General features: G+C 72.6%; 14 protein-coding genes and 2 pseudogenes. 12 read left to right on the top strand and 4 right to left on the bottom strand.

Annotated features, from left to right (window positions below; translation table 11 throughout):
• The first annotated feature begins 313 nt into the window (after positions 1-313).
• The 6 genes and pseudogenes from leuS to ACZ4VT_RS25030 all read left to right on the top strand — a co-directional run bounded on the left by leuS (position 314) and on the right by ACZ4VT_RS25030 (position 9,611).
• Positions 314-3,184 (top strand): leucine--tRNA ligase, encoded by a 2,871-nt coding sequence (gene leuS / locus ACZ4VT_RS25055; RefSeq protein ID WP_467952858.1) that lies wholly within the window; start codon positions 314-316, stop codon positions 3,182-3,184.
• Between the two features lie 139 nt (positions 3,185-3,323).
• Positions 3,324-4,112, top strand: coding sequence for a hypothetical protein (locus tag ACZ4VT_RS25050; protein WP_467952856.1), 789 nt, complete (start codon positions 3,324-3,326; stop codon positions 4,110-4,112).
• A gap of 166 nt (positions 4,113-4,278) precedes the next feature.
• Positions 4,279-5,124, top strand: coding sequence for a DegV family protein (locus ACZ4VT_RS25045; RefSeq protein ID WP_362808331.1), 846 nt, complete (start codon positions 4,279-4,281; stop codon positions 5,122-5,124).
• Between the two features lie 320 nt (positions 5,125-5,444).
• Positions 5,445-6,338, top strand: a complete 894-nt coding sequence (locus ACZ4VT_RS25040) for a ComEA family DNA-binding protein (protein WP_467952854.1) — start codon at positions 5,445-5,447, stop codon at positions 6,336-6,338.
• Positions 6,335-8,752, top strand: a pseudogene (locus tag ACZ4VT_RS25035) (ComEC/Rec2 family competence protein); the annotation flags it as partial. The gene ACZ4VT_RS25040 and the pseudogene ACZ4VT_RS25035, both read left to right, overlap by 4 nt.
• Positions 8,753-8,888: 136 nt before the next feature.
• Positions 8,889-9,611: a YceI family protein gene (locus tag ACZ4VT_RS25030; protein ID WP_467952852.1), complete on the top strand. Its 723-nt coding sequence runs from the start codon at positions 8,889-8,891 to the stop codon at positions 9,609-9,611.
• A 14-nt stretch (positions 9,612-9,625) separates the two neighbouring features.
• On the opposite strand, the gene ACZ4VT_RS25025 is transcribed toward ACZ4VT_RS25030, so the two are convergent.
• The gene (locus tag ACZ4VT_RS25025) at positions 9,626-9,868 is read right to left on the bottom strand and encodes a hypothetical protein (protein ID WP_467952850.1); all 243 of its coding nucleotides are present in this window, start codon (positions 9,866-9,868) and stop codon (positions 9,626-9,628) included.
• A gap of 76 nt (positions 9,869-9,944) precedes the next feature.
• Between ACZ4VT_RS25025 and holA the strand changes: the two genes are divergently transcribed.
• Together holA and ACZ4VT_RS25015 are read left to right on the top strand one after the other, a co-directional pair.
• Complete coding sequence (gene holA, locus ACZ4VT_RS25020; protein WP_362808323.1) at positions 9,945-10,937, top strand: DNA polymerase III subunit delta; 993 nt, start codon at positions 9,945-9,947, stop codon at positions 10,935-10,937.
• 31 nt (positions 10,938-10,968) lie between these two features.
• Entirely contained in the window at positions 10,969-11,199 is a 231-nt protein-coding gene (locus ACZ4VT_RS25015; RefSeq protein ID WP_467952848.1) for a hypothetical protein, read from the top strand.
• A 171-nt stretch (positions 11,200-11,370) separates the two neighbouring features.
• On the opposite strand, the gene rpsT is transcribed toward ACZ4VT_RS25015, so the two are convergent.
• Positions 11,371-11,637: a 30S ribosomal protein S20 gene (gene rpsT, locus ACZ4VT_RS25010; RefSeq protein ID WP_351295561.1), complete on the bottom strand. Its 267-nt coding sequence runs from the start codon at positions 11,635-11,637 to the stop codon at positions 11,371-11,373.
• Positions 11,638-11,836: 199 nt separating this feature from the next.
• On the opposite strand from rpsT, the gene lepA reads away from it, so the two are divergent.
• The 4 genes and pseudogenes from lepA to ACZ4VT_RS24990 all read left to right on the top strand — a co-directional run bounded on the left by lepA (position 11,837) and on the right by ACZ4VT_RS24990 (position 17,946).
• The gene (gene lepA / locus ACZ4VT_RS25005) at positions 11,837-13,702 is read left to right on the top strand and encodes a translation elongation factor 4 (RefSeq protein WP_033224019.1); all 1,866 of its coding nucleotides are present in this window, start codon (positions 11,837-11,839) and stop codon (positions 13,700-13,702) included.
• A 234-nt stretch (positions 13,703-13,936) separates the two neighbouring features.
• Positions 13,937-15,826, top strand: coding sequence for an AMP-dependent synthetase/ligase (locus tag ACZ4VT_RS25000; protein ID WP_467952846.1), 1,890 nt, complete (start codon positions 13,937-13,939; stop codon positions 15,824-15,826).
• A 234-nt stretch (positions 15,827-16,060) separates the two neighbouring features.
• Complete coding sequence (hemW, locus tag ACZ4VT_RS24995) at positions 16,061-17,293, top strand: radical SAM family heme chaperone HemW (RefSeq protein ID WP_467952844.1); 1,233 nt, start codon at positions 16,061-16,063, stop codon at positions 17,291-17,293.
• Positions 17,294-17,393: 100 nt separating this feature from the next.
• Positions 17,394-17,946 (top strand): annotated as a pseudogene (locus ACZ4VT_RS24990) (Uma2 family endonuclease).
• A 1-nt stretch (position 17,947) separates the two neighbouring features.
• Here the strand turns inward: ACZ4VT_RS24990 and ACZ4VT_RS24985 are convergent.
• Both ACZ4VT_RS24985 and ACZ4VT_RS24980 read right to left on the bottom strand, forming a co-directional pair.
• On the bottom strand, positions 17,948-18,751 hold the full coding sequence (locus tag ACZ4VT_RS24985; protein ID WP_467952843.1) for a DUF3097 domain-containing protein: 804 nt from the start codon (positions 18,749-18,751) through the stop codon (positions 17,948-17,950).
• Positions 18,752-18,779: 28 nt separating this feature from the next.
• On the bottom strand, positions 18,780-19,508 hold the full coding sequence (locus tag ACZ4VT_RS24980) for an MBL fold metallo-hydrolase (RefSeq protein WP_467952841.1): 729 nt from the start codon (positions 19,506-19,508) through the stop codon (positions 18,780-18,782).
• Positions 19,509-19,625 lie beyond the last annotated feature (117 nt).

Here is a 19,625-nt window from a genome sequence, read left to right as displayed (position 1 = left end):
TCGCGTCGGCGAGGCACCCCACCAGAGGACAACAAAACCCCCACCCCCCCCCCCCCCCCCCCCCCCCCCCACACCCCACCCCCCCCCCCCCCCCCCCCCCCCCGCTTCTCGTTGTGCGGTCGTCCGAGCGGGCGCCACGGGTGCTGCGGTACCCTGACGCCATGCGTGCCGTACGCCTTCTGCTTACCGAGCCGCGCTGATCAGCGCCGACCTTCGTGAGGTCGGCATCGGCGCGGCGTCCCCTCCTGTGCGAGGGGTTTTTTCGTTTGGGCAGGCAGAGACGGCGAAGACGATCGATGGAGCTTCAGAAATCATGAGCGAGACGAACACCCCGGCCCCCGAGGCGGCCGAGGCGCACCGCTACACGGCTGCCATGGCCGCCGACATCGAGGCACGCTGGCAGGACGTATGGGACGCGCAGGGCACGTACGAGGCCCCGAACCCGACCGGTGACCTGGCAGGGGACCCCGCGGTGGTCGCACGGCCCAAGAAGTTCATCATGGACATGTTCCCGTACCCGTCCGGTGCGGGCCTGCACGTCGGCCACCCGCTCGGGTACATCGCCACCGACGTCTTCGCCCGCCACCAGCGGATGACCGGCCACAACGTCCTGCACACCCTGGGCTTCGACGCCTTCGGCCTGCCGGCCGAGCAGTACGCCGTGCAGACCGGCACGCACCCGCGGGTCTCGACCGAGGCGAACATCGAGAACATGAAGGTCCAGCTGCGCCGTCTGGGCCTGGGCCACGACAAGCGCCGGTCCTTCGCGACGATCGACCCGGACTACTACAAGTGGACCCAGTGGATCTTCCTGCAGATCTACAACTCCTGGTACGACGCCGACGCGGGCAAGGCCAGGCCGATCACCGAGCTGGTCGCCGCCTTCGAGGACGGCTCCCGTGAGGTTCCCGGGGGCCGTGCCTGGGCCGAGCTGACCGCGGGCGAGCGGGCCGACGTACTGAACGGGTACCGGCTGGCGTACTCCTCGGACGCGCCGGTGAACTGGTGCCCCGGGCTGGGCACGGTACTGGCCAACGAGGAGGTCACCGCGGACGGCCGGTCCGAGCGCGGCAACTTCCCGGTCTTCAAGTCCCGGCTGAGTCAGTGGAACATGCGGATCACCGCGTACGCGGACCGGCTGCTGGACGACCTGGACGCGCTGGACTGGCCCGAGGCCATCAAGCTGCAGCAGCGCAACTGGATCGGCCGCAGCGAGGGCGCCCGCGTCGACTTCGCGCTGGGCGACGAAGCCATCACCGTCTTCACCACCCGTCCGGACACCCTGTTCGGCGCCACCTACATGGTGCTGGCGCCCGAGCACCCGCTGGTCGAGAAGTTCGTCCCGGCCGCCTGGCCCGAGGGCACGCACCAGCTGTGGACCGGCGGACACGCGACGCCGGCCGAGGCCGTCGCCGCGTACCGCAAGCAGGCCGCGGCCAAGTCGGACGTCGAGCGGCAGGCCGAGGCCAAGGACAAGACCGGTGTCTTCACCGGCGAGTACGCGGTCAACCCGGTCAGCGGCCAGAAGGTCCCGGTCTTCATCGCCGACTACGTGCTGATGGGCTACGGCACCGGCGCGATCATGGCGGTCCCGGCGCACGACGCCCGCGACTTCGAGTTCGCCCGCGCCTTCGAGCTGCCCGTCCGCTGCGTGGTCGAGCCGACCGACGGGCGCGACATCGACCCGGCCGAGTGGGACGACGCCTTCGTCGCGTACGACGCGAAGCTGGTCAACTCGACGGGCGAGGGCATCTCGCTGGACGGCCTGGGCGTCGTCGAGGCCAAGGCCGCGATCACCGACTGGCTGACCGAGCGCGGCATCGGCGAGGGCACCGTCAACTTCCGCCTGCGCGACTGGCTGTTCAGCCGGCAGCGCTACTGGGGCGAGCCCTTCCCGATCGTCTACGACGAGGACGGCGTCGCGCACCCGCTGCCCGAGTCGATGCTGCCGCTGGAGCTGCCGGAGGTCGAGGACTACTCGCCGCGCACCTTCGAGCCGGACGACGCGACCTCGAAGCCGGAGACCCCGCTGTCGCGCAACGGGGAGTGGGTCAACGTCGAGCTGGACCTGGGCGACGGCCGCGGCGTGCGCTCCTTCCGCCGCGAGACCAACACCATGCCCAACTGGGCCGGTTCCTGCTGGTACGAGCTGCGCTACCTGGACCCGAACAACGCGTCGGCCCTGGTGGACCCGGAGATCGAGCAGTACTGGATGGGCCCGCGCGAGGGCGCGCCGCACGGCGGTGTCGACCTGTACGTCGGCGGCGCCGAGCACGCGGTGCTGCACCTGCTGTACGCGCGCTTCTGGTCCAAGGTGCTGTTCGACCTGGGTCACGTCTCGTCGGCGGAGCCGTTCCACAAGCTGTTCAACCAGGGCATGATCCAGGCGTACGCCTACACCGACGAGCGCGGTGTGTACGTCCCGGCGGCCGAGGTGGAGGAGCGCGACGGCGGCTACTTCTACGAGGGCAAGCAGGTCAAGCGCGAGCACGGCAAGATGGGCAAGTCCCTGAAGAACGCCGTCACGCCCGACGAGATCTGCGAGGAGTACGGCGCGGACACCCTGCGCCTGTACGAGATGGCGATGGGGCCGCTGGACGTCTCGCGTCCGTGGGACACCCGTGCCGTGGTCGGCCAGTACCGCCTGCTGCAGCGTCTGTGGCGCAACATCGTCGACGAGGAGACCGGCCGGGTCACCGTCGTCGACGGGGAGCCGGGCGAGGACACCCTGCGCGCGCTGCACAAGGCGATCGACGGGGCCGGCGCGGACATGGCGGGACTGCGCTTCAACACCGCCATCGCGAAGATCACCGAGCTGAACAACGCCCTGACGAAGGCGGGCCGGCCGCTGGAGCGCTCGGTCGCCGAGCGGCTGGTGCTGCTGATCGCCCCGCTGGCCCCGCACATCGCCGAGGAGCTGTGGAGCCGCCTGGGCCACGGGGAATCGGTGGTCCACCAGGACTTCCCGGTCGCGGACCCGGCGTACGTCGTGGACGAGAGCGTGACGTGCGTGGTGCAGGTCAAGGGCAAGGTCAAGGCCCGGCTGGAGGTGTCGCCGACGATCTCGGAGGCGGAGCTGGAGCAGCTGGCCGTGACCGATGAGGGCGTCGTGGCGGCGCTGGGCGGTGCGGAGATCCGCAAGGTGATCGTGCGCGCGCCGAAGCTGGTGAACATCGTCATCTGACCTTGGTCGGATGGGGCACCCCTCCATGGGGGAGATCCCGTACGGGCAGGTTGGGGGTTCGAATGGAACCCCCAGCCTGCCCGTGGCGTTTACGGTTGAGGGAACGGCAGAAACCGCGGGGACTGGGGAAGGGACACTCATGGAGGCCGCGTTGATCATCTTCGCGCTGATGGTGCTTTTCACCTTCCTTGGGTTGGGCGTGTACGCGACCGTCAAGGTGGTGCAGGCGACCAAGCGCGGAGTGGACCGGACGATCACCCAGGCCCGGCGGACGGTGGAGGACACCACCCTGCGGGCCAAGAGCTTCGGCCAGGTCGGGGTCACGGGTGCGCTGGCGCAGCTGCGGCTGGACCTGCGGACGTCGATGCGCTCCACGCAGCAGGCACTGCACGAGGGGGTCCGGCTGGACGCCTCACTGCGGGAGTCGATCGCCCTGTTCGAGCAGCTCAGCGCGCACGGGCACGAGCTGGACGGCGAGCTGAAGCGGCTGGAGCAGGACCCGGACCGCAAGCGGATCGCGGAGCGCCTGCCCGACCTGCGGGAGCGGACGGCCAAGATCACGCAGGCCTCGGACTCGCTGCGCTGGGCCGCGCGGGACCGCGCCAGCCGCTTCGCGGAGGACGACCTGTCCGCATTGTCGGCGCAGATCGAGATGGAGTCCGGCGCGCTGCGGGACTGGTCGCCGGAGTCGGTGGACCACCTGGCGGCGGCGGCCGCGGAGTGGGACGCGGCGCAGCAGACACAGCACACGCAGCGGGCACAGCACACGCAGCAGACGCAGAACACGCAGCAGGCACCGCAGGCGCAGCAGCGTGAGCACTCGCGTGAGCAGCCGCGTGAGCAGCCGCGGAAGGCGGCGCTGAACCCGGCCGCGCCGGCGCCCGAGTACCCCTGGCAGAAGACGCGCCGCCCGGAGAGCACGACCTGAGTCCCTCAGCGTCGCCGGGGGTCCCCCCCCGGACGGAGTCCGGGGAGATTGAGGCGCGGGTTCGGGGGCGCAGCCGCGGTATCGGGGAGTCCCGCAGGGCCGACCGCCGGCCCCGGCGAGGGGCCCAGGCTGCCGTCACGCCTCCACTGGCGGTAACCTCCGCCTCATGTCCCGCCATGTCGCCATCGTCACCGATTCCACGGCCTACCTGCCCCAACCGGCCATGGCGCGGCACGGAATCACCTCCGTCCCGCTGACCGTGGTGCTCGGCGGCGAGGCGCTCGAGGAGGGCACCGAGATCTCGGCGCGCAGTCTCGCCGTGGCCCTGCAGAAGCGCCGGTCGGTGACCACCTCGCGCCCCAGCCCGGAAGAGTTCGTCCGGGCCTACCGGGCGGCCGCGGACGCCGGGGCGACCGGCATCGTCAGCCTGCACCTGTCCGCCGAGCTCTCCGGCACCTACGACGCCGCCGTGCTCGCCGCGAAGACCGCGCCCGTGCCGGTGCGCGTCGTGGACACCGGCATGATCGCGATGGCGCTGGGCTTCTGCGCGCTGGCCGCCGCGGAGGTGGCCGAGGGTGGCGGTTCCGTGGACGAGGCCGTGGCGGCCGCCGAGAAGCGGGCGGCGGACATGTCCGCGTACTTCTACGTCGACACCCTCGACTATCTGCGCCGCGGCGGCCGGATCGGGGCCGCGCAGGCCCTCCTCGGCTCGGCCCTGGCGGTGAAGCCCCTGCTGACGCTGGAGGGCGGCCGGATCGAGCCGCTGGAGAAGGTGCGTACGGCCTCCAAGGCCATCGCGCGCCTGGAGGAGCTGGCCGTCGAGCGCGCCGGGTCCGCGGCCGTCGACGTGGCGGTGCACCACCTGGCGGCTCCGGAGCGGGCCGACAAGCTCGCCCAGCGGCTGCGCGAGCGCATCCCCGGACTGGTCGAGCTGCACGTCAGCGAGGTCGGTGCGGTGATCGGCGCGCACACCGGTCCGGGTCTGCTGGCGGCGGTCGTCTCCCCCCGCTGATCACCGGAACGAGTGGCCGGGTTATCCACAACGGGCTTGTTGTCCACCGGAATTGAAGGCTCCGAACGGGGGTCGGGGCGGGCCCCTACCGTCGTGGCATGACTCTTCGAACGCGTACTTCGCATCCGTCGGGCGGCTCCACCAGTGGTCCGGGCCGCCCCCGTCCCTCCGACGGTCGTCCCCCCGACAGTCGTTTCGCAGATGGCCGTCTCTCCGACGGCCGATTCTCCGACGGCCGGTTCGCGGGCGGTCGGCTCCGTCACCGCCGTGGCCGTCGCGGGCGTCCGGTGCACCGGGTTCCCCCTCCGGAGCCCGGCGCGGTGCGCCGGCGGGCCGAAGCCCTGCTCGGCGGCAGCGGTCCCCCGCAGGCGCCGCCGGCCGAGGCGGGTCGCGGGACGGATTCCGGGATCGGTCCGGGGGCCGATTCCGGGACCGGTCCGGGGGCGGATCCCGGGAGCCTGCCCGACGAGGCGGCCGGGCTCGGGACGGCCGGGCTCGGGACGGCCGGGCTGTCCGCCGGGGCCGCGCGGAGGCTGGCCGTGCGGGAGCGGCTGCCGCTGTGGCTGCAGGCCCGGTGCGGGGTGGAGCCGCGCACGGTGGCCGCCGTCGCGGTGGTGCTGGTCGCCGCCGTCGGCTTCGCCGGGCAGCAGTACTGGTCGGCCCGGCCGCGGGCGGTGACCGTTCCGGAGGTGGTCGCCCCTGGGGTGGTTCCGGCGGCGGCCACGGCGGCACCGGGGCCGGCTGCCGCGTCGGCCGGGGGCGGTGGCGCCGGTGGCGGCGCGCGGATCGTCGTGGACGTCAGCGGCAAGGTCAGGGATCCCGGGGTGCGCCGGCTGCCCGCCGGTTCCCGGGTGGAGGACGCGCTGGCCGCCGCCGGGGGAGTGCGTCCGGGCGTCGACACCACCGGGCTGAACCGGGCCCGGGTGCTCGTGGACGGCGAGCAGGTGCTGGTGGGCGTCCCGGCACAGCCGCCGCCGGGCGGGGCCGTCGCCGGCGCCGGTCCGGGTCCGGGTCCGGGTCCGGGCCCGCTCAGTCTGGGCTCGGCCACGGTCGCGCAGCTGGACGGTCTGCCGGGGGTCGGGCCGGTGCTGGCCCAGCACATCGTCGACTTCCGCACCGCCCGCGGCGGCTTCCGGTCCGTGGAGGAGCTGCGCCAGGTCGACGGCATCGGGGAGCGGCGCTTCGCCGACCTGCGCACGCGGGTGCGGCCGTGAACCGCCCCGTGGAGACGGGCCCGGTGGATCTGCGGCCCGTGGAGACGGGCCCGGTGGATCTGCGCCTCGCGGTGCCGGCCGTGGCCGCCTGGGCGGCGGCCGCCCTCGCCCTGGACGCGCCCGCGGGCCGGACCGCCCTCGGGGTGGGGCTGGGGGTGGTCGGAGCGGGCCTGTTGGTCCTGGCCGGGTACCGGCGCCCCGGCTCGCTGTGGAGGGTCGCGCCGGCCCTGGCCGCGGCCCTGCTCTGCGCGGCCGCCGGGGCCGGGGTGGCGGGGCTCCAGCGGGCCGAGGCGCGGGCCGGACCGGTGGCAGGGCTCGCGCGGGAGCACGCCCGCGTCCTCGCCGAGCTCACCGTCGGTTCCGACCCGAGGACCGCCCGCGGCGGGAACGGGCCGCCGGTGGTGGTGCTGGACGCGGTGGTGACCCGGGTGACCGGGCCCGACGGGACGGGCACCCGGGTCGAGACCCCGGTGCGGGTGCTGGCCGGGCATGCGGGATGGGCCCGGCTGCAGCCGTCCACCCGGGTGGCGGTGGTCGCCCGGCTGGCTCCGGCGCGGGACGGGGAGCGGGCCGTGGCGCTGCTCCGGCCCGCCGCCGACACCCCGCCCCGGGTCACCGGCGGCCCGGACACCGCGCAGCGGATCGCGGGGCGGCTGCGGGCCGGGCTGCGCGAGGCCACCGAGGGGCTCGCGCCGGATGCCAGGGCCCTGCTGCCGGGGCTGGTCGTCGGGGACACCTCCCGGGTGCCGCCCGACCTGTACGAGGCCTTCCGGGCCACCGACCTGCTGCACCTGCTCGCCGTCTCCGGGTCCAACCTGACCGTGGTGCTGTTCCTGCTCATCGGGCCGCCGGCCCGCGCGCAGCAGGCCGAGCGGCGCGGGCTGGCGCCCCGGCTCGGGCTCTCGCTGCGGGTGACGGCCCTGTGCGGGGCGGCCCTGACGCTGGCGTTCGTGGTGGTGTGCCGGCCGGAGCCCAGCGTGTTGCGGGCCGCCGCCTGCGGGGCGGTGACCCTGCTGGCCATCGCCACCGGTCGGCGCAGGTCCCTGATCCCGGCCCTGGGCGCGGCCGTGCTGCTGCTCGTGCTCTACGACCCGTGGCTGGCCCGCAGCTACGGCTTCCTGCTCTCCGTGCTGGCCACCGGGGCGCTGCTCACCCTCGCTCCCCGGTGGAGCGAAGCCCTGCGGCGGCGCGGGATGGGCCCGCGGCTCGCCGAGGCGCTCGGGGCAGCCGCGGCCGCCCAGGCGGTGTGCGCGCCGGTGGTGGCCGTGCTCGCGGCCCGGGTCAGCCTGGTGGCGGTGCCGTGCAACCTGCTGGCCGAGCTCGCGGCTGGTCCGGCCACGGTCCTCGGCTTCGCCTCCCTCGCCGCGGCCCCGCTGTGGATGCCCGCCGCGCAGGCGCTCGCCTGGTGCGCGGGGGTGCCGGCCGGGTGGATCGCGGCCGTGGCCCGGACCGGGGCGCGGGTGCCGGGGGCGGAGCTGCCGTGGCCGGGCGGGCTCGCCGGCGGCCTGCTGCTGGCCGCGGCCGTGCTGGTCACCGTGGCCGTGGTGACCGTGGGGGGAAGGACCGGGCGGGGGTGGTGGCGGTGGCTCTGCCCCGCGCTGGCGGTGCTGCTGCTCCTCACCGTGCTGCGGCCGCCGCAGCTCACCCGTACGCTCACCGGCTGGCCGCCGCCCGACTGGAGCTACGTCCAGTGCGCCGTGGGGCAGGGGGACGCCGCCGTCCTCTCGGTCGGCCCGGGCGAGGCCCTGGTGGTGGACGCCGGACCGGAGCCCGGCCCGGTGGACCGCTGCCTGCGCGCGCTGGGCGTGCACCGGGTGCCGATGCTGCTGCTGACGCACTTTCACGCCGACCACGTCGGAGGGCTGGCCGGGGTGCTGAACGGCCGGTCCGTGGGTGTGATTCAGGCCACCACGCTGGAAGAGCCCTCGGCGCAGGCCGAGTTCGTCCGCCGGACCGCGGCGGCCGCCGGTGTGCCCGTCGTACGGGCGGCCCAGGGGGAGCGGCGCCGGGCCGGCCCGCTGGAGTGGCAGGTGCTCTGGCCGCCCGCGGCCGGACCGCCACCCGACGGGCCCAACGACGCGAGCGTCGCCCTGCTGGTACGCGTGGCCGGCCTGACCCTGCTCCTGCTCGGCGACCTCGAACCACCCGCACAGCAGGCACTCCTGAGGGAGCATCCGCAGCTCGGCCCGGTGGACGTCCTCAAGGTCGCCCACCACGGCTCCGCGCACCAGGACCCCGGACTGACCACACGAGTCCGGCCGAGGCTCGCGATTGTTCCCGTCGGCACAAAAAACCGCTACGGGCACCCGGCGCCGGGTACGCTCGCACGCCTGCGGGCGGTGGGGGCGACGGTGCTGCGCACCGACACCGATGGCTCTATCGCCGTCAGCGGAACCGGTGTTCGGATGCGTGCGTTTCCGGCCGGCCGGCGCCGGAACCGGCGTGGTCATACCGGGCGCGACCGCTCTGTTTGCCCACAACCCGACAGCATGATCGAATGCGTCTTCGCCAGAACGGTCCAAGTCCACACAGCACGGGGGTGCATCAGTCATGTTCGGTCGCCGACGGGGGATGGAGTCGGCCGGGAGTTCCAGCCCACACACATCCGCGACACTGACGCTGCCGCCGACGGCGCGTCTGCTCAGCTGCCGGGTTCTCGACACGGTCCACCAGCCGGTCCGGCAGGCCACGTTCGAGGTGACCGACCCGATCGGGCGCCGGATCGTCAGCGGGGAGACCGACCCGTACGGCGGTTTCACGGCGGCCGTGCCGGAAGGGGAGTACCGGCTGTCCGTCACCGCCGAGGGGTACGCGCCGTTCCATGGCGCGACGCTCGTGGGGGACCCGGCGCAGCCGGGCACCGGGGAGATCATCCTCGACGCGGTGGAGCCGCCGCTGCTGCCGCAGCCCGGTCACTGGGAGCTCGATCCGACGCACTCGTCGATCGCCTTCACCGCGCGGCACATCGACGCGGTCCGGCACCCCACGGTGGAGTTCTACAGCGAGCGGTTCATCCACCGCAGCGGCAGCCGCTGGACCGTGGCCGGCGCCCTGACCCTCCACGGGGTCGGCCGGTCCGTGACCCTGGACACCCAGTACCTGGGTCTCGGCACGGGTCTGGAGGGCGAGCCGAGGGCCGCCTGCCGGGCCACCACCGAACTGCACCGCGAGGACTTCGCCCTGAACTGGCAGTCGGTGCTGGCGCAGGGGATCGCGGCGATCGGTCCGAGCGTGGACGTGACGCTGGACGTCCAGATCGTGCACAAGGCCTGATCCCGGACGCTCCTCTACGGGGCTTCCAGCCAGCCTTCGTACTCGGCGGCGAGTTCGTCCAGCGTGGTGGTGTCGAGACGTTCCTGCGGATCCTCGACGACCACCAGCCACTGGGCGTCCTCGGCGTCGTCCTCACCGGCCAGCGCGTCGCGGACCAACTGCGGTTCCTCCGGGAGGTCGAAGCGGTCGACGGCTTCTTGCGCCACCTCCTCGGCGGCGTCGCGGTCGGGCAGGACGAGTACATGTCGCACGTTCACGCGACCATTCTCAGGGATCCGCTGAGGGGGGCCGCGGGGCGGGGGACTGTCAGTGCGGCGTGGGATGCTGGAGGCGATGGCCACCAGGAAGAACCCCACAGACGATCCGCTTGCCCCGCTCACCCTCGCGGTGGGGCAGGAGGAGCTGCTGCTCGACCGTGCCGTACGGGAGGTGGTGGCGGCCGCCCGTGCCGCCGACGCCGACACGGACGTCCGCGACCTCGCGTCCGAGCAGCTCCAGCCCGGCACGCTGGCCGAGCTGACGAGCCCCTCGCTGTTCTCCGAGCGCAAGGTGCTGGTCGTACGCAATGCGCAGGACCTGTCCGCGGACTCCGTCAAGGAGGTCAAGGCCTACCTCGACGCGCCCTACGAGGAGATCATCCTGGTCCTCCTGCACGCGGGCGGAGCCAAGGGCAAGGGTCTGCTCGACGCGGCGCGAAAGGCCGGCGCCCGGGAGATCGCCTGCCCGAAGATGACGAAGGCCGCGGACCGGCTCTCGTTCGTGCGGGGCGAATTCCGCGCGCTGGGCCGCGCGGCCACCCCGGAAGCCTGCCAGAACCTGGTCGACGCGATCGGCAGCGACCTGCGGGAGCTGGCGAGCGCGGCGGCGCAGCTGTGCGCGGACGTCGAGGGCACCATCGACGAGGCCGTGGTCGGCCGCTACTACACGGGCCGGGCCGAGGCCTCCAGCTTCACGGTCGCCGACAAGGCGGTCGAGGGGCGTGCAGCCGAGGCCCTGGAGGCCCTGCGCTGGTCCCTGTCCACCGGGGTGGCGCCGGTCCTCATCACCAGCGCCCTGGCCCAGGCCGTCCGCGCCATCGGCAAGCTGGCCTCCGCCCCGCGCGGGGCCCGCCCCGGCGACCTCGCCCGGGACCTGGGCATGCCGCCGTGGAAGATCGACCGGGTCCGCCAGCAGATGCGGGGCTGGTCGGCGGACGGCGTCGCGGACGCGCTGCGCGCCGTGGCCGCCGCCGACGCGGGGGTCAAGGGCGGCGGCGACGACCCCGAGTACGCCCTGGAGAAGGCGGTCGTGGCGGTGGCCCGCGCGGCCCGCCCGCAGCGTCGCTAGGCCCTCTTCCTCCTCGGGTCCCGGCGGGCCCGTGGATAGGGCCGGCCGGCCGCCGACGCGTGGGGCAGCCGCCTCAGGGTCGGCCTGGCACGGGGAATCCGCCGGCCAGGCAGCCTTCACCACCGGACGCGCCGACTGGCCGGTCACCGTCGTCTACAGCCTGGTCCACGCGGCCGCCGCCGAGGTGCAGGCCGGCCGGATGGACCCGGCCGACGCCCCCGAGGTGCTGACCTCGACCGTCCTCGCCGCCGTCCGCGGGTAACGCGAAGGCCCCGGCCACCACCCTGGGGAAGGGTGGAGGCCGGGGCCTTCGGTCACTGCATTGGTGCGCCGCACCCGCGTGGCGAACGCAGGCCGCGTGCGGCGCGGTGTGCCGGTGAAGGAGCGGAAGAGAGGGCCCGCTGGGTCCTTACCGGCGATTCACATCGAGAGCTCAGCCCTGGAGGGAGCCAACCTTGATGGCCAGCGCCGACTTCTTGTTGGCGGCGGCGTTCTTGTGGATGACACCCTTCGAGACAGCCTTGTCGAGCGCACGCGCGGCGGCGCGAGAAGCCACGGTGGCCTTCTCGACGTCACCGGCGACGACGGCCTCGCGGGCCTTGCGGATCGCGGTCTTGAGCGACGACTTGACGGCCTTGTTGCGCAGGCGCGCCTTCTCGTTGGTCTTGTTCCGCTTGATCTGGGACTTGATGTTCGCCACGAAAGAGCCTTTTCAGGTTCAGAGTTTTGTTCTTCGGATTGTGCCTCGACAGCTGAGAGGGCATACGAGACACAGCTGCCCAGGCTACCAGGCACGCTCCGGGCGGCCCAAACCGAGCGCACTGCCCCATCCATGGGACCATGGGAGGACTCAGACTTCGTTCCGATGTTCCGACTGCGACCGAGAATCAGGACACTGCGTGCCCGCGATCCCCAGCCACGTGCCCGAGCCGAGCCGTACCGACTCGGCTCTGATCCGCAATTTCTGCATCATCGCGCACATCGACCACGGCAAGTCGACGCTTGCCGACCGGATGCTCCAGATCACCGGTGTGGTCGACCAGCGGCAGATGCGCGCCCAGTACCTCGACCGCATGGACATCGAGCGTGAGCGCGGCATCACGATCAAGTCCCAGGCGGTCCGGCTGCCCTGGGCGCCGACCACGGGCGAGGGCCAGGGCAACACCCACATCCTCAACATGATCGACACCCCCGGGCACGTCGACTTCACCTACGAGGTCTCGCGCTCCCTCGCCGCGTGCGAGGGCACCGTCCTCCTGGTGGACGCCGCCCAGGGCATCGAGGCCCAGACCCTCGCCAACCTGTACCTGGCGATGGAGAACGACCTCGCGATCGTCCCCGTCCTGAACAAGATCGACCTGCCGGCGGCCCAGCCGGAGAAGTTCGCCGAGGAGCTCGCGAACCTGATCGGCTGCCAGCCGGAGGACGTGCTGCGCGTCTCGGCGAAGACCGGTTTCGGCGTCGAGGCGCTGCTCGACAAGGTCGTCGCCACCGTCCCGGCCCCGGTCGGCGTCAAGGACGCCCCGGCCCGCGCGATGATCTTCGACTCGGTCTACGACTCGTACCGCGGTGTCGTGACGTACGTCCGTGTCGTCGACGGGCAGCTGAACAAGCGCGAGCGCATCCGGATGATGTCCACCGGCGCCACCCACGAGCTGCTGGAGATCGGCGTCTCCTCGCCGGAGATGACCCCCTCCGACGGCATCGGCGTCGGCGAGGTGGGCTACATCATCACCGGCGTGAAGGACGTCCGTCAGTCCAAGGTCGGTGACACCATCACCAGCCTGCACAACGGCGCCACCGAAGCGCTGGGCGGCTACAAGGACCCGCGGCCGATGGTCTTCTCGGGCCTGTACCCGCTCGACGGCTCGGACTACCCGGACCTGCGCGAGGCCCTCGACAAGCTCCAGCTCAACGACGCCGCGCTCGTCTACGAGCCGGAGACCTCGGCGGCGCTCGGCTTCGGCTTCCGCGTCGGCTTCCTCGGCCTGCTCCACCTGGACGTGGTCCGCGAGCGCCTGGAGCGCGAGTTCGGCCTCGACCTGATCGCCACCGCGCCCAACGTGGTCTACCGGGTGGTCATGGAGGACGGCAAGGAAGTCACCGTCACCAACCCGAGCGAGTTCCCCGAGGGCAAGATCTCGGACGTGTTCGAGCCGGTCGTCCGGGCCACCGTGCTCGCGCCCACCGAGTTCATCGGCGCGATCATGGAGCTGTGCCAGCAGCGCCGCGGCACCCTCCTCGGCATGGACTACCTCTCCGAGGACCGCGTCGAGATCCGCTACACCCTCCCGCTCGCGGAGATCGTCTTCGACTTCTTCGACCAGCTGAAGTCCAAGACGCGCGGCTACGCCTCCCTCGACTACGAGCCCACGGGCGAGCAGTCCGGCAGCCTGGTCAAGGTCGACATCCTGCTGCACGGCGACAAGGTCGACGCCTTCTCCGCCGTCACGCACAAGGACGCCGCCTACGCCTACGGCGTGCGCCTGGTCGCCAAGCTGCGCGAGCTCATCCCGCGGCAGGCCTTCGAGGTGCCGATCCAGGCCGCCATCGGCTCCCGCGTCATCGCCCGCGAGACCATCCGCGCCATCCGCAAGGACGTCCTCGCCAAGTGCTACGGCGGTGACATCTCCCGTAAGCGGAAGCTGCTGGAGAAGCAGAAGGAAGGCAAGAAGCGGATGAAGATGGTCGGCTCCGTGGAGGTCCCGCAGGAGGCCTTCATCGCCGTCCTGTCCAGCGACGAGTCCGGCGGCAAGAAGAAGTAGCGCCGCCGCCGCCACCCGACGGAATCAGGCCCCCACGCTCCGGCGCGGGGGCCTGTTTCGTTATGAACCGGCCGCTCGCGGGCCCTTACGCAGGCGCCGGACGGGCTTTAGTCTGATCACTGCTCGATGGTTACTCGCCAGTCACTAGCTGGTACGTCTCAAACCCGCCAGTCCCCAGCGCCCCCAAGCGCCCCACGCCCACGCACTGCCGCGTGGATCGGTCCGGAGGATGTCGTGAGCGACACACAGACCTATCTCGAGAACCGCCCGCCCACCGTGGCGGTGCTCTTCCTTGAGCGCGTCGCAGCGACGCCGAACGCGGAGGCGTACCGGTTCCCGGTGCCCGCGTCCGACGGCCAGGGCGCCGACGACTGGAAGTCGCTCAGCTGGGGCCAGGCGGCCGAGCGGGTCTTCGCCATCGCCGCCGGGCTGATCGCCCTCGGCCTGCAGACCGAGGAGCGCGTCGCGCTCGCCTCCAACACCCGGGTCGAGTGGATCCTCTCCGACCTCGGAGTGATGTGCGCGGGCGGCGCGGTCACCACCGTCTACCCCAGCACCAACGCGGACGAGTCGGCCTTCATCCTCGCGGACTCCGAGAGCCGGGTGCTCATCGCCGAGGACGCCAAGCAGCTGGCGAAGGCGCGCGAGCGGCGTGCCGACCTGCCGAAGCTGGAGCACGTCGTGGTCCTCGACGCCGCGGACGCGGTCGCCGTCGACGGTGACCCCGAGGGCTGGGTGCTCTCGCTCGCCGAACTGGAGGCGCGCGGCAAGGAGTACCTCGCCAAGCACCCCGAGGCGGTGAAGGAGCGGGTCTCGGCCATCACCTCCGACCAGCTCGCCACCCTCATCTACACCTCCGGCACCACCGGCCGCCCCAAGGGCGTGCGGCTGCCGCACGACAACTGGTCGTACATGGCCAAGGCCATGGTCGCCACCGGTCTGATCGGCCGCGAGGACGTCCAGTACCTGTGGCTGCCGCTGGCGCACGTGTTCGGCAAGGTGCTGACCTCGGGACAGATCGAGGCGGGGCACGTGACGGCCGTCGACGGCCGGATCGACAAGATCATCGAAAACCTGCCGATCGTGCAGCCCACCTACATGGCCGCCGTTCCGCGCATCTTCGAGAAGGTCTACAATGGCGTGGCCGCCAAGGCCCGCGCCGCCGGCGGCGCCAAGTACAAGATCTTCCAGTGGTCGGTCGGCGTCGCCCGCGAGTACGCCAAGGTCACGCAGGACAACTTCCGCCGCACCGGGCAGGCGAGCGCCCCCTTCGGCCTCGCCACCAAGCACAAGATCGCCGACGCGCTCGTCTACTCCAAGCTCCGCGAGGCCTTCGGCGGCAACCTGCGCGCCGCCGTCTCCGGCGCCTCCGCGCTGGCGCCCGAGATCGGCTACTTCTTCTCCGGCGCGGGCATCCACATCCTGGAGGGCTACGGCCTGACGGAGTCCAGCGCGGCCTCCTTCGTCAACCCCGGCGAGGCCTACCGCACCGGCACCGTCGGCAAGCCGCTCCCCGGCACCGAGGTCCGCATCGCCGACGACGGCGAGGTGCTGCTGCGCGGCCCCGGCATCATGCAGGGCTACCACCAGCAGCCGGAGAAGACCGCCGAGGTCCTGGAGTCCGACGGCTGGCTGCACACGGGCGACATCGGCGAGCTGTCGGCCGACGGCTACCTGCGCATCACCGACCGCAAGAAGGACCTGATCAAGACCTCGGGCGGCAAGTACGTCGCCCCGGCGGAGATCGAGGGCCAGTTCAAGGCGATCTGCCCGTACGTGTCGACGATCGTCGTGCACGGCGCGGACCGGAACTTCTGCTCGGCCCTGATCGCCCTCGACGAGCCGTCGATCCTCACCTGGGCGGCCGACAACGGGCTGGAGGGCAAGACGTACGGACAGGTCCTGGCCGCGCCGGAGACCGAGCGCCTGATCGAGACGTACGTACAGACCCTGAACGAGGGCCTCCAGCGCTGGCAGACGATCAAGAAGTTCCGGCTGCTGCCGCGTGACCTCGACGTCGAGCACGGGGACCTGACGCCCAGCCTGAAGCTGAAGCGGCCGGTGGTCGAGCGTGAGTTCAAGCACCTGATCGAGGAGATGTACGAGGGGTCGCGCGAGGCGTAGCGCCTGCCGCGGGCCTGGCGGGGCGGGGCGGTGGACCGCCCCGCGGACCCCGCCGCCTCCCTGGCGGGCCCGGGGGGAGGGGCTGCCGGTCCGTGCTGCCCCGCGGGTGCGCTTCCCGGGGCCCCGCCCCGGACCCCGCGCCTCAAACGCCGGCGGGGCTGGAGTGGTGCCGGGCGGGGACGCGTGGGGTGCCGGGCGGGGCTGACCATGTGCGGGGTGCGGGATGATGGGGGTATGCCTTCCGCACTGCCCGACGGTGAACCCATGCCCGAAGACGGCTCGCTGCCGTCGCATGCCCTGGTGGGCGCGGGGGAGCGGCCGCTCGGGTTCTACCTGCACGTCCCGTACTGCGCCACGCGCTGCGGGTACTGCGACTTCAACACCTACACGGCCACCGAGCTGCGGGGCACCGGAGGCGTGCTCGCCTCCCGGGAGAACTACGCCGACACCCTGATCGACGAGGTCCGCCTCGCGCGGAAGGTCCTCGGGGACGACCCGAGGGCCGTACGGACCGTGTTCGTGGGCGGCGGTACGCCCACGCTGCTGCCGGCCGGGGACCTCGTACGGATGCTCGCGGCGATCCGCGAGGAATTCGGCCTGGCCGAGGACGCGGAGATCACCACCGAGGCCAACCCGGAGTCCGTGAACCCGGAGTACCTGGCCGAGCTGCGCGCCGGGGGCTTCAACCGGATCTCCTTCGGCATGCAGAGCGCGAAGCAGCACGTCCTGAAGGTGCTGGACCGCACCCACACCCCGGGCCGCCCGGAGGCCTGCGTCGCCGAGGCACGGGCCGCGGGCTTCGACCACGTCAACCTCGACCTGATCTACGGGACGCCCGGGGAGTCGGACGAGGACTGGCGGGCGTCGCTCTCCGCCGCGCTCGGCGCCGGGCCCGACCACATCTCGGCGTACGCGCTCATCGTCGAGGAGGGCACGCAGCTGGCGCGCCGGATCCGCCGGGGCGAGGTCCCGATGACGGACGACGACGTGCACGCCGACCGCTACCTGATCGCGGACGAGGTCATGGCCGGGGCCGGGTACTCCTGGTACGAGGTGTCGAACTGGGCCACCTCGGAGGCCGGGCGCTGCCTGCACAACGAGCTGTACTGGCGCGGAGCCGACTGGTGGGGCGCGGGACCGGGCGCGCACTCGCACGTGGGCGGGGTCCGGTGGTGGAACGTCAAGCACCCGGGAGCGTATGCCGCCGCGCTGGCGGAGGGACGGTCTCCGGGCGCGGGACGCGAGCTCCTCTCCGAGGAGGACCGGCGGGTCGAGCGGATCCTGCTGGAGCTGCGCCTCGTGGACGGGGTCCCGCTGTCCCTGCTCGCCCCGGCCGGGCTGGCGGCGTCCCGCAAGGCCCTCGCGGACGGGCTGCTGGCCCCCGCGCCGTACGAGGCCGGGCGGGCCGTCCTGACCCTGCGCGGCCGGCTGCTGGCCGACGCGGTGGTCCGGGACCTGGTCGACTGATCCCTCCACGGAGTGAATCGCTGCGGATGAGGGCAGGCGCGGCCGAGCCTGTTCGTAGCCTTCTGTCGCACACCCGGCGGCAGAAGTGGAGGGCACGGAGATGACCGCTGTGGACGATCGCCGGATGACCGAGTACTTCGAGAGCTTCGAGGCTCCCGAGGGGGTCAAGGTTGAGCTCCTCAGAGGGGAAATCGTGATGGTGGCGGGGCCCGACGTGGTCCGCAACCTGATCGTCCTGTTCGTCCAGCGGCAGATCCCCGTGGGACGCTGGTACCCGCTCCAGACGCAGGACGTGGACATTCCGGCGGAGTCGTCCGAACCGCAGCCCGACCTCGTGGTCCTGCCGAGCGAGGCAGCGCCCGAGTCGGGCCGTTTGGTGCCCGCCCCAGCTCTGGCGATGGTGGTCGAGGTCGTCTCCAAGACCAGCAAGCTGCGCGACTACGTGACGAAGCGCTCCATCTACGCGGCGGGCGACATCCCCACCTACTTGATCATCGACCGTTCCAGGCCAAGTGTGTGGTGCTCACCGAACCGTTCGGCGCCGGAGAAGAAGCCGACTACCGGACCGAGCGGACCAGCAAGTTCGGTGAACCGGTCCCGCTGGACGTCCTCGTGTCACGCTCGACACCGCGGAGTTCGGCACGCTGCCGTAGCTCAAACCGGTGCCGTGACGAAGTCGATCAGTTCCTCCACGCGGCCCAGCAGCGTCGGCTCCAGGTCCTTGTAGGACGTCACCCGGGACAGGATGTGCTGCCAGGCGGCGCCCGTGTTCTGCGGCCAGCCCAGGGCCCGGCAGATGCCCGTCTTCCAGTCCTGGCCGCGCGGGACCACCGGCCACGCGGGGAGGCCCAGCGCGGACGGCTTCACGGCCTGCCAGACGTCGACGTACGGGTGGCCCACGACCAGGACGTCCGGCGAGGTCACCGAGGCCGCGATGCGGGACTCCTTCGAGCCGGGCACCAGGTGGTCCACCAGGACGCCCAGGCGGGCGTCCGGGCCCGGGGCGAAGTCGGCGACGATGGCCTGCAGGTCGTCGATGCCCTCCAGGTACTCCACCACCACGCCCTCGACGCGCAGGTCGTCGCCCCAGACCTTCTCGACCAGTTCCGCGTCGTGGCGGCCCTCCACGTAGATGCGCCCGGCCCGCGCCACCCGGGCCCGGGCTCCCGGGACGGCGATCGAGCCCGAGGCCGTACGGGCCGGCGCGGACGGGACCCGGGGCGGGCGGACCAGGGTGACCACCGCGCCCTCCAGCAGGAAGCCCCGCGGCTCCATCGGGAACACCCGCCGCTTGCCGAAGCGGTCCTCCAGGGTCACCGTGCCCGCCTCACAGGCCACCACCGCGCCGCAGAAGTCCGTACCCGCCACCTCGACCACCAGATCGGGTTCGGCCGCCACCTCGGGCACCGCCCGGGGGCGCTTCCACTGCGGGGTCAGGTCGGGGGAGTACTCGCGCATCCGGCCGACAGTAGGAGAGCGGCCCGCGTCATGTCTCCGACACGCCGAAACGGGCTGCCAGTGTGGCGCGTTGCGCACGGACGAAGTCCGCCGAGACCACCGCTCCGTGACCCGGCACGTACAGTGCGTCGTCGTCGCCGCCGAGCGCGAGCAGCCGGTCCAGGGCGGCCGGCCACTGCCGTGGCGTCGCGTCCGGACCCGCCAAGGGTTCGCCCGACTCCTCGACCAGGTCCCCGCAGAACACCGTCTCGCGTTCGCCCGGCACGAAGACGGCCAGGTCGTGCCGGGTGTGCCCGGGCCCCACATTGGCCAGCAGCACCTGCAGCCCGCCCAGTTCCAGCGTCCACTCGCCCGACACCAGGTGCTTCGGCACCACCAGCAGGTCCACGGCCTCGGCCGCCTCCGCCTCCGCCAGGCCGTGGCGCACCGCGTCCCCGCGCAGCTCCTCGCGGCCCGTCGACAGCAGCGCGTCCAGCCCGACCGCACCGAACACCTCGGCCCCGGAGAAGGCGGCCCCGCCCAGCACGTGATCGAAATGGCCGTGCGTGAATGCGATATGGGTCACGCGCCGACCCGCCAGCCGCTCCGCCTCCGCCCGCACCTGCGCGCCCTCCCGGAGACAGGAACCGGGGTCGATCAGGAGGACCGACTCGTTGCCCACCACCAGTCCCACGGTGCAGTCCCACACCGGCAGCCGCCGCCGGCCGGCCCGTCCGGTCAGCCGTTCCCAGCCTTCCTCTTCCCAACGCACGTCCATGCCGCGACGCTACCCTGGCGGGCCTCCCTTGCCAGGGTCTCACCACCCGGCCGTACACTGAGCGGGGGATCTCTGGCACTCGAACGGACAGAGTGCCAACGAACACGGCAGAACACG

The organism is Streptomyces sp. NPDC029164, assembly GCF_055563995.1.
This window is presented reverse-complemented; position numbering and strand designations above follow the sequence as displayed.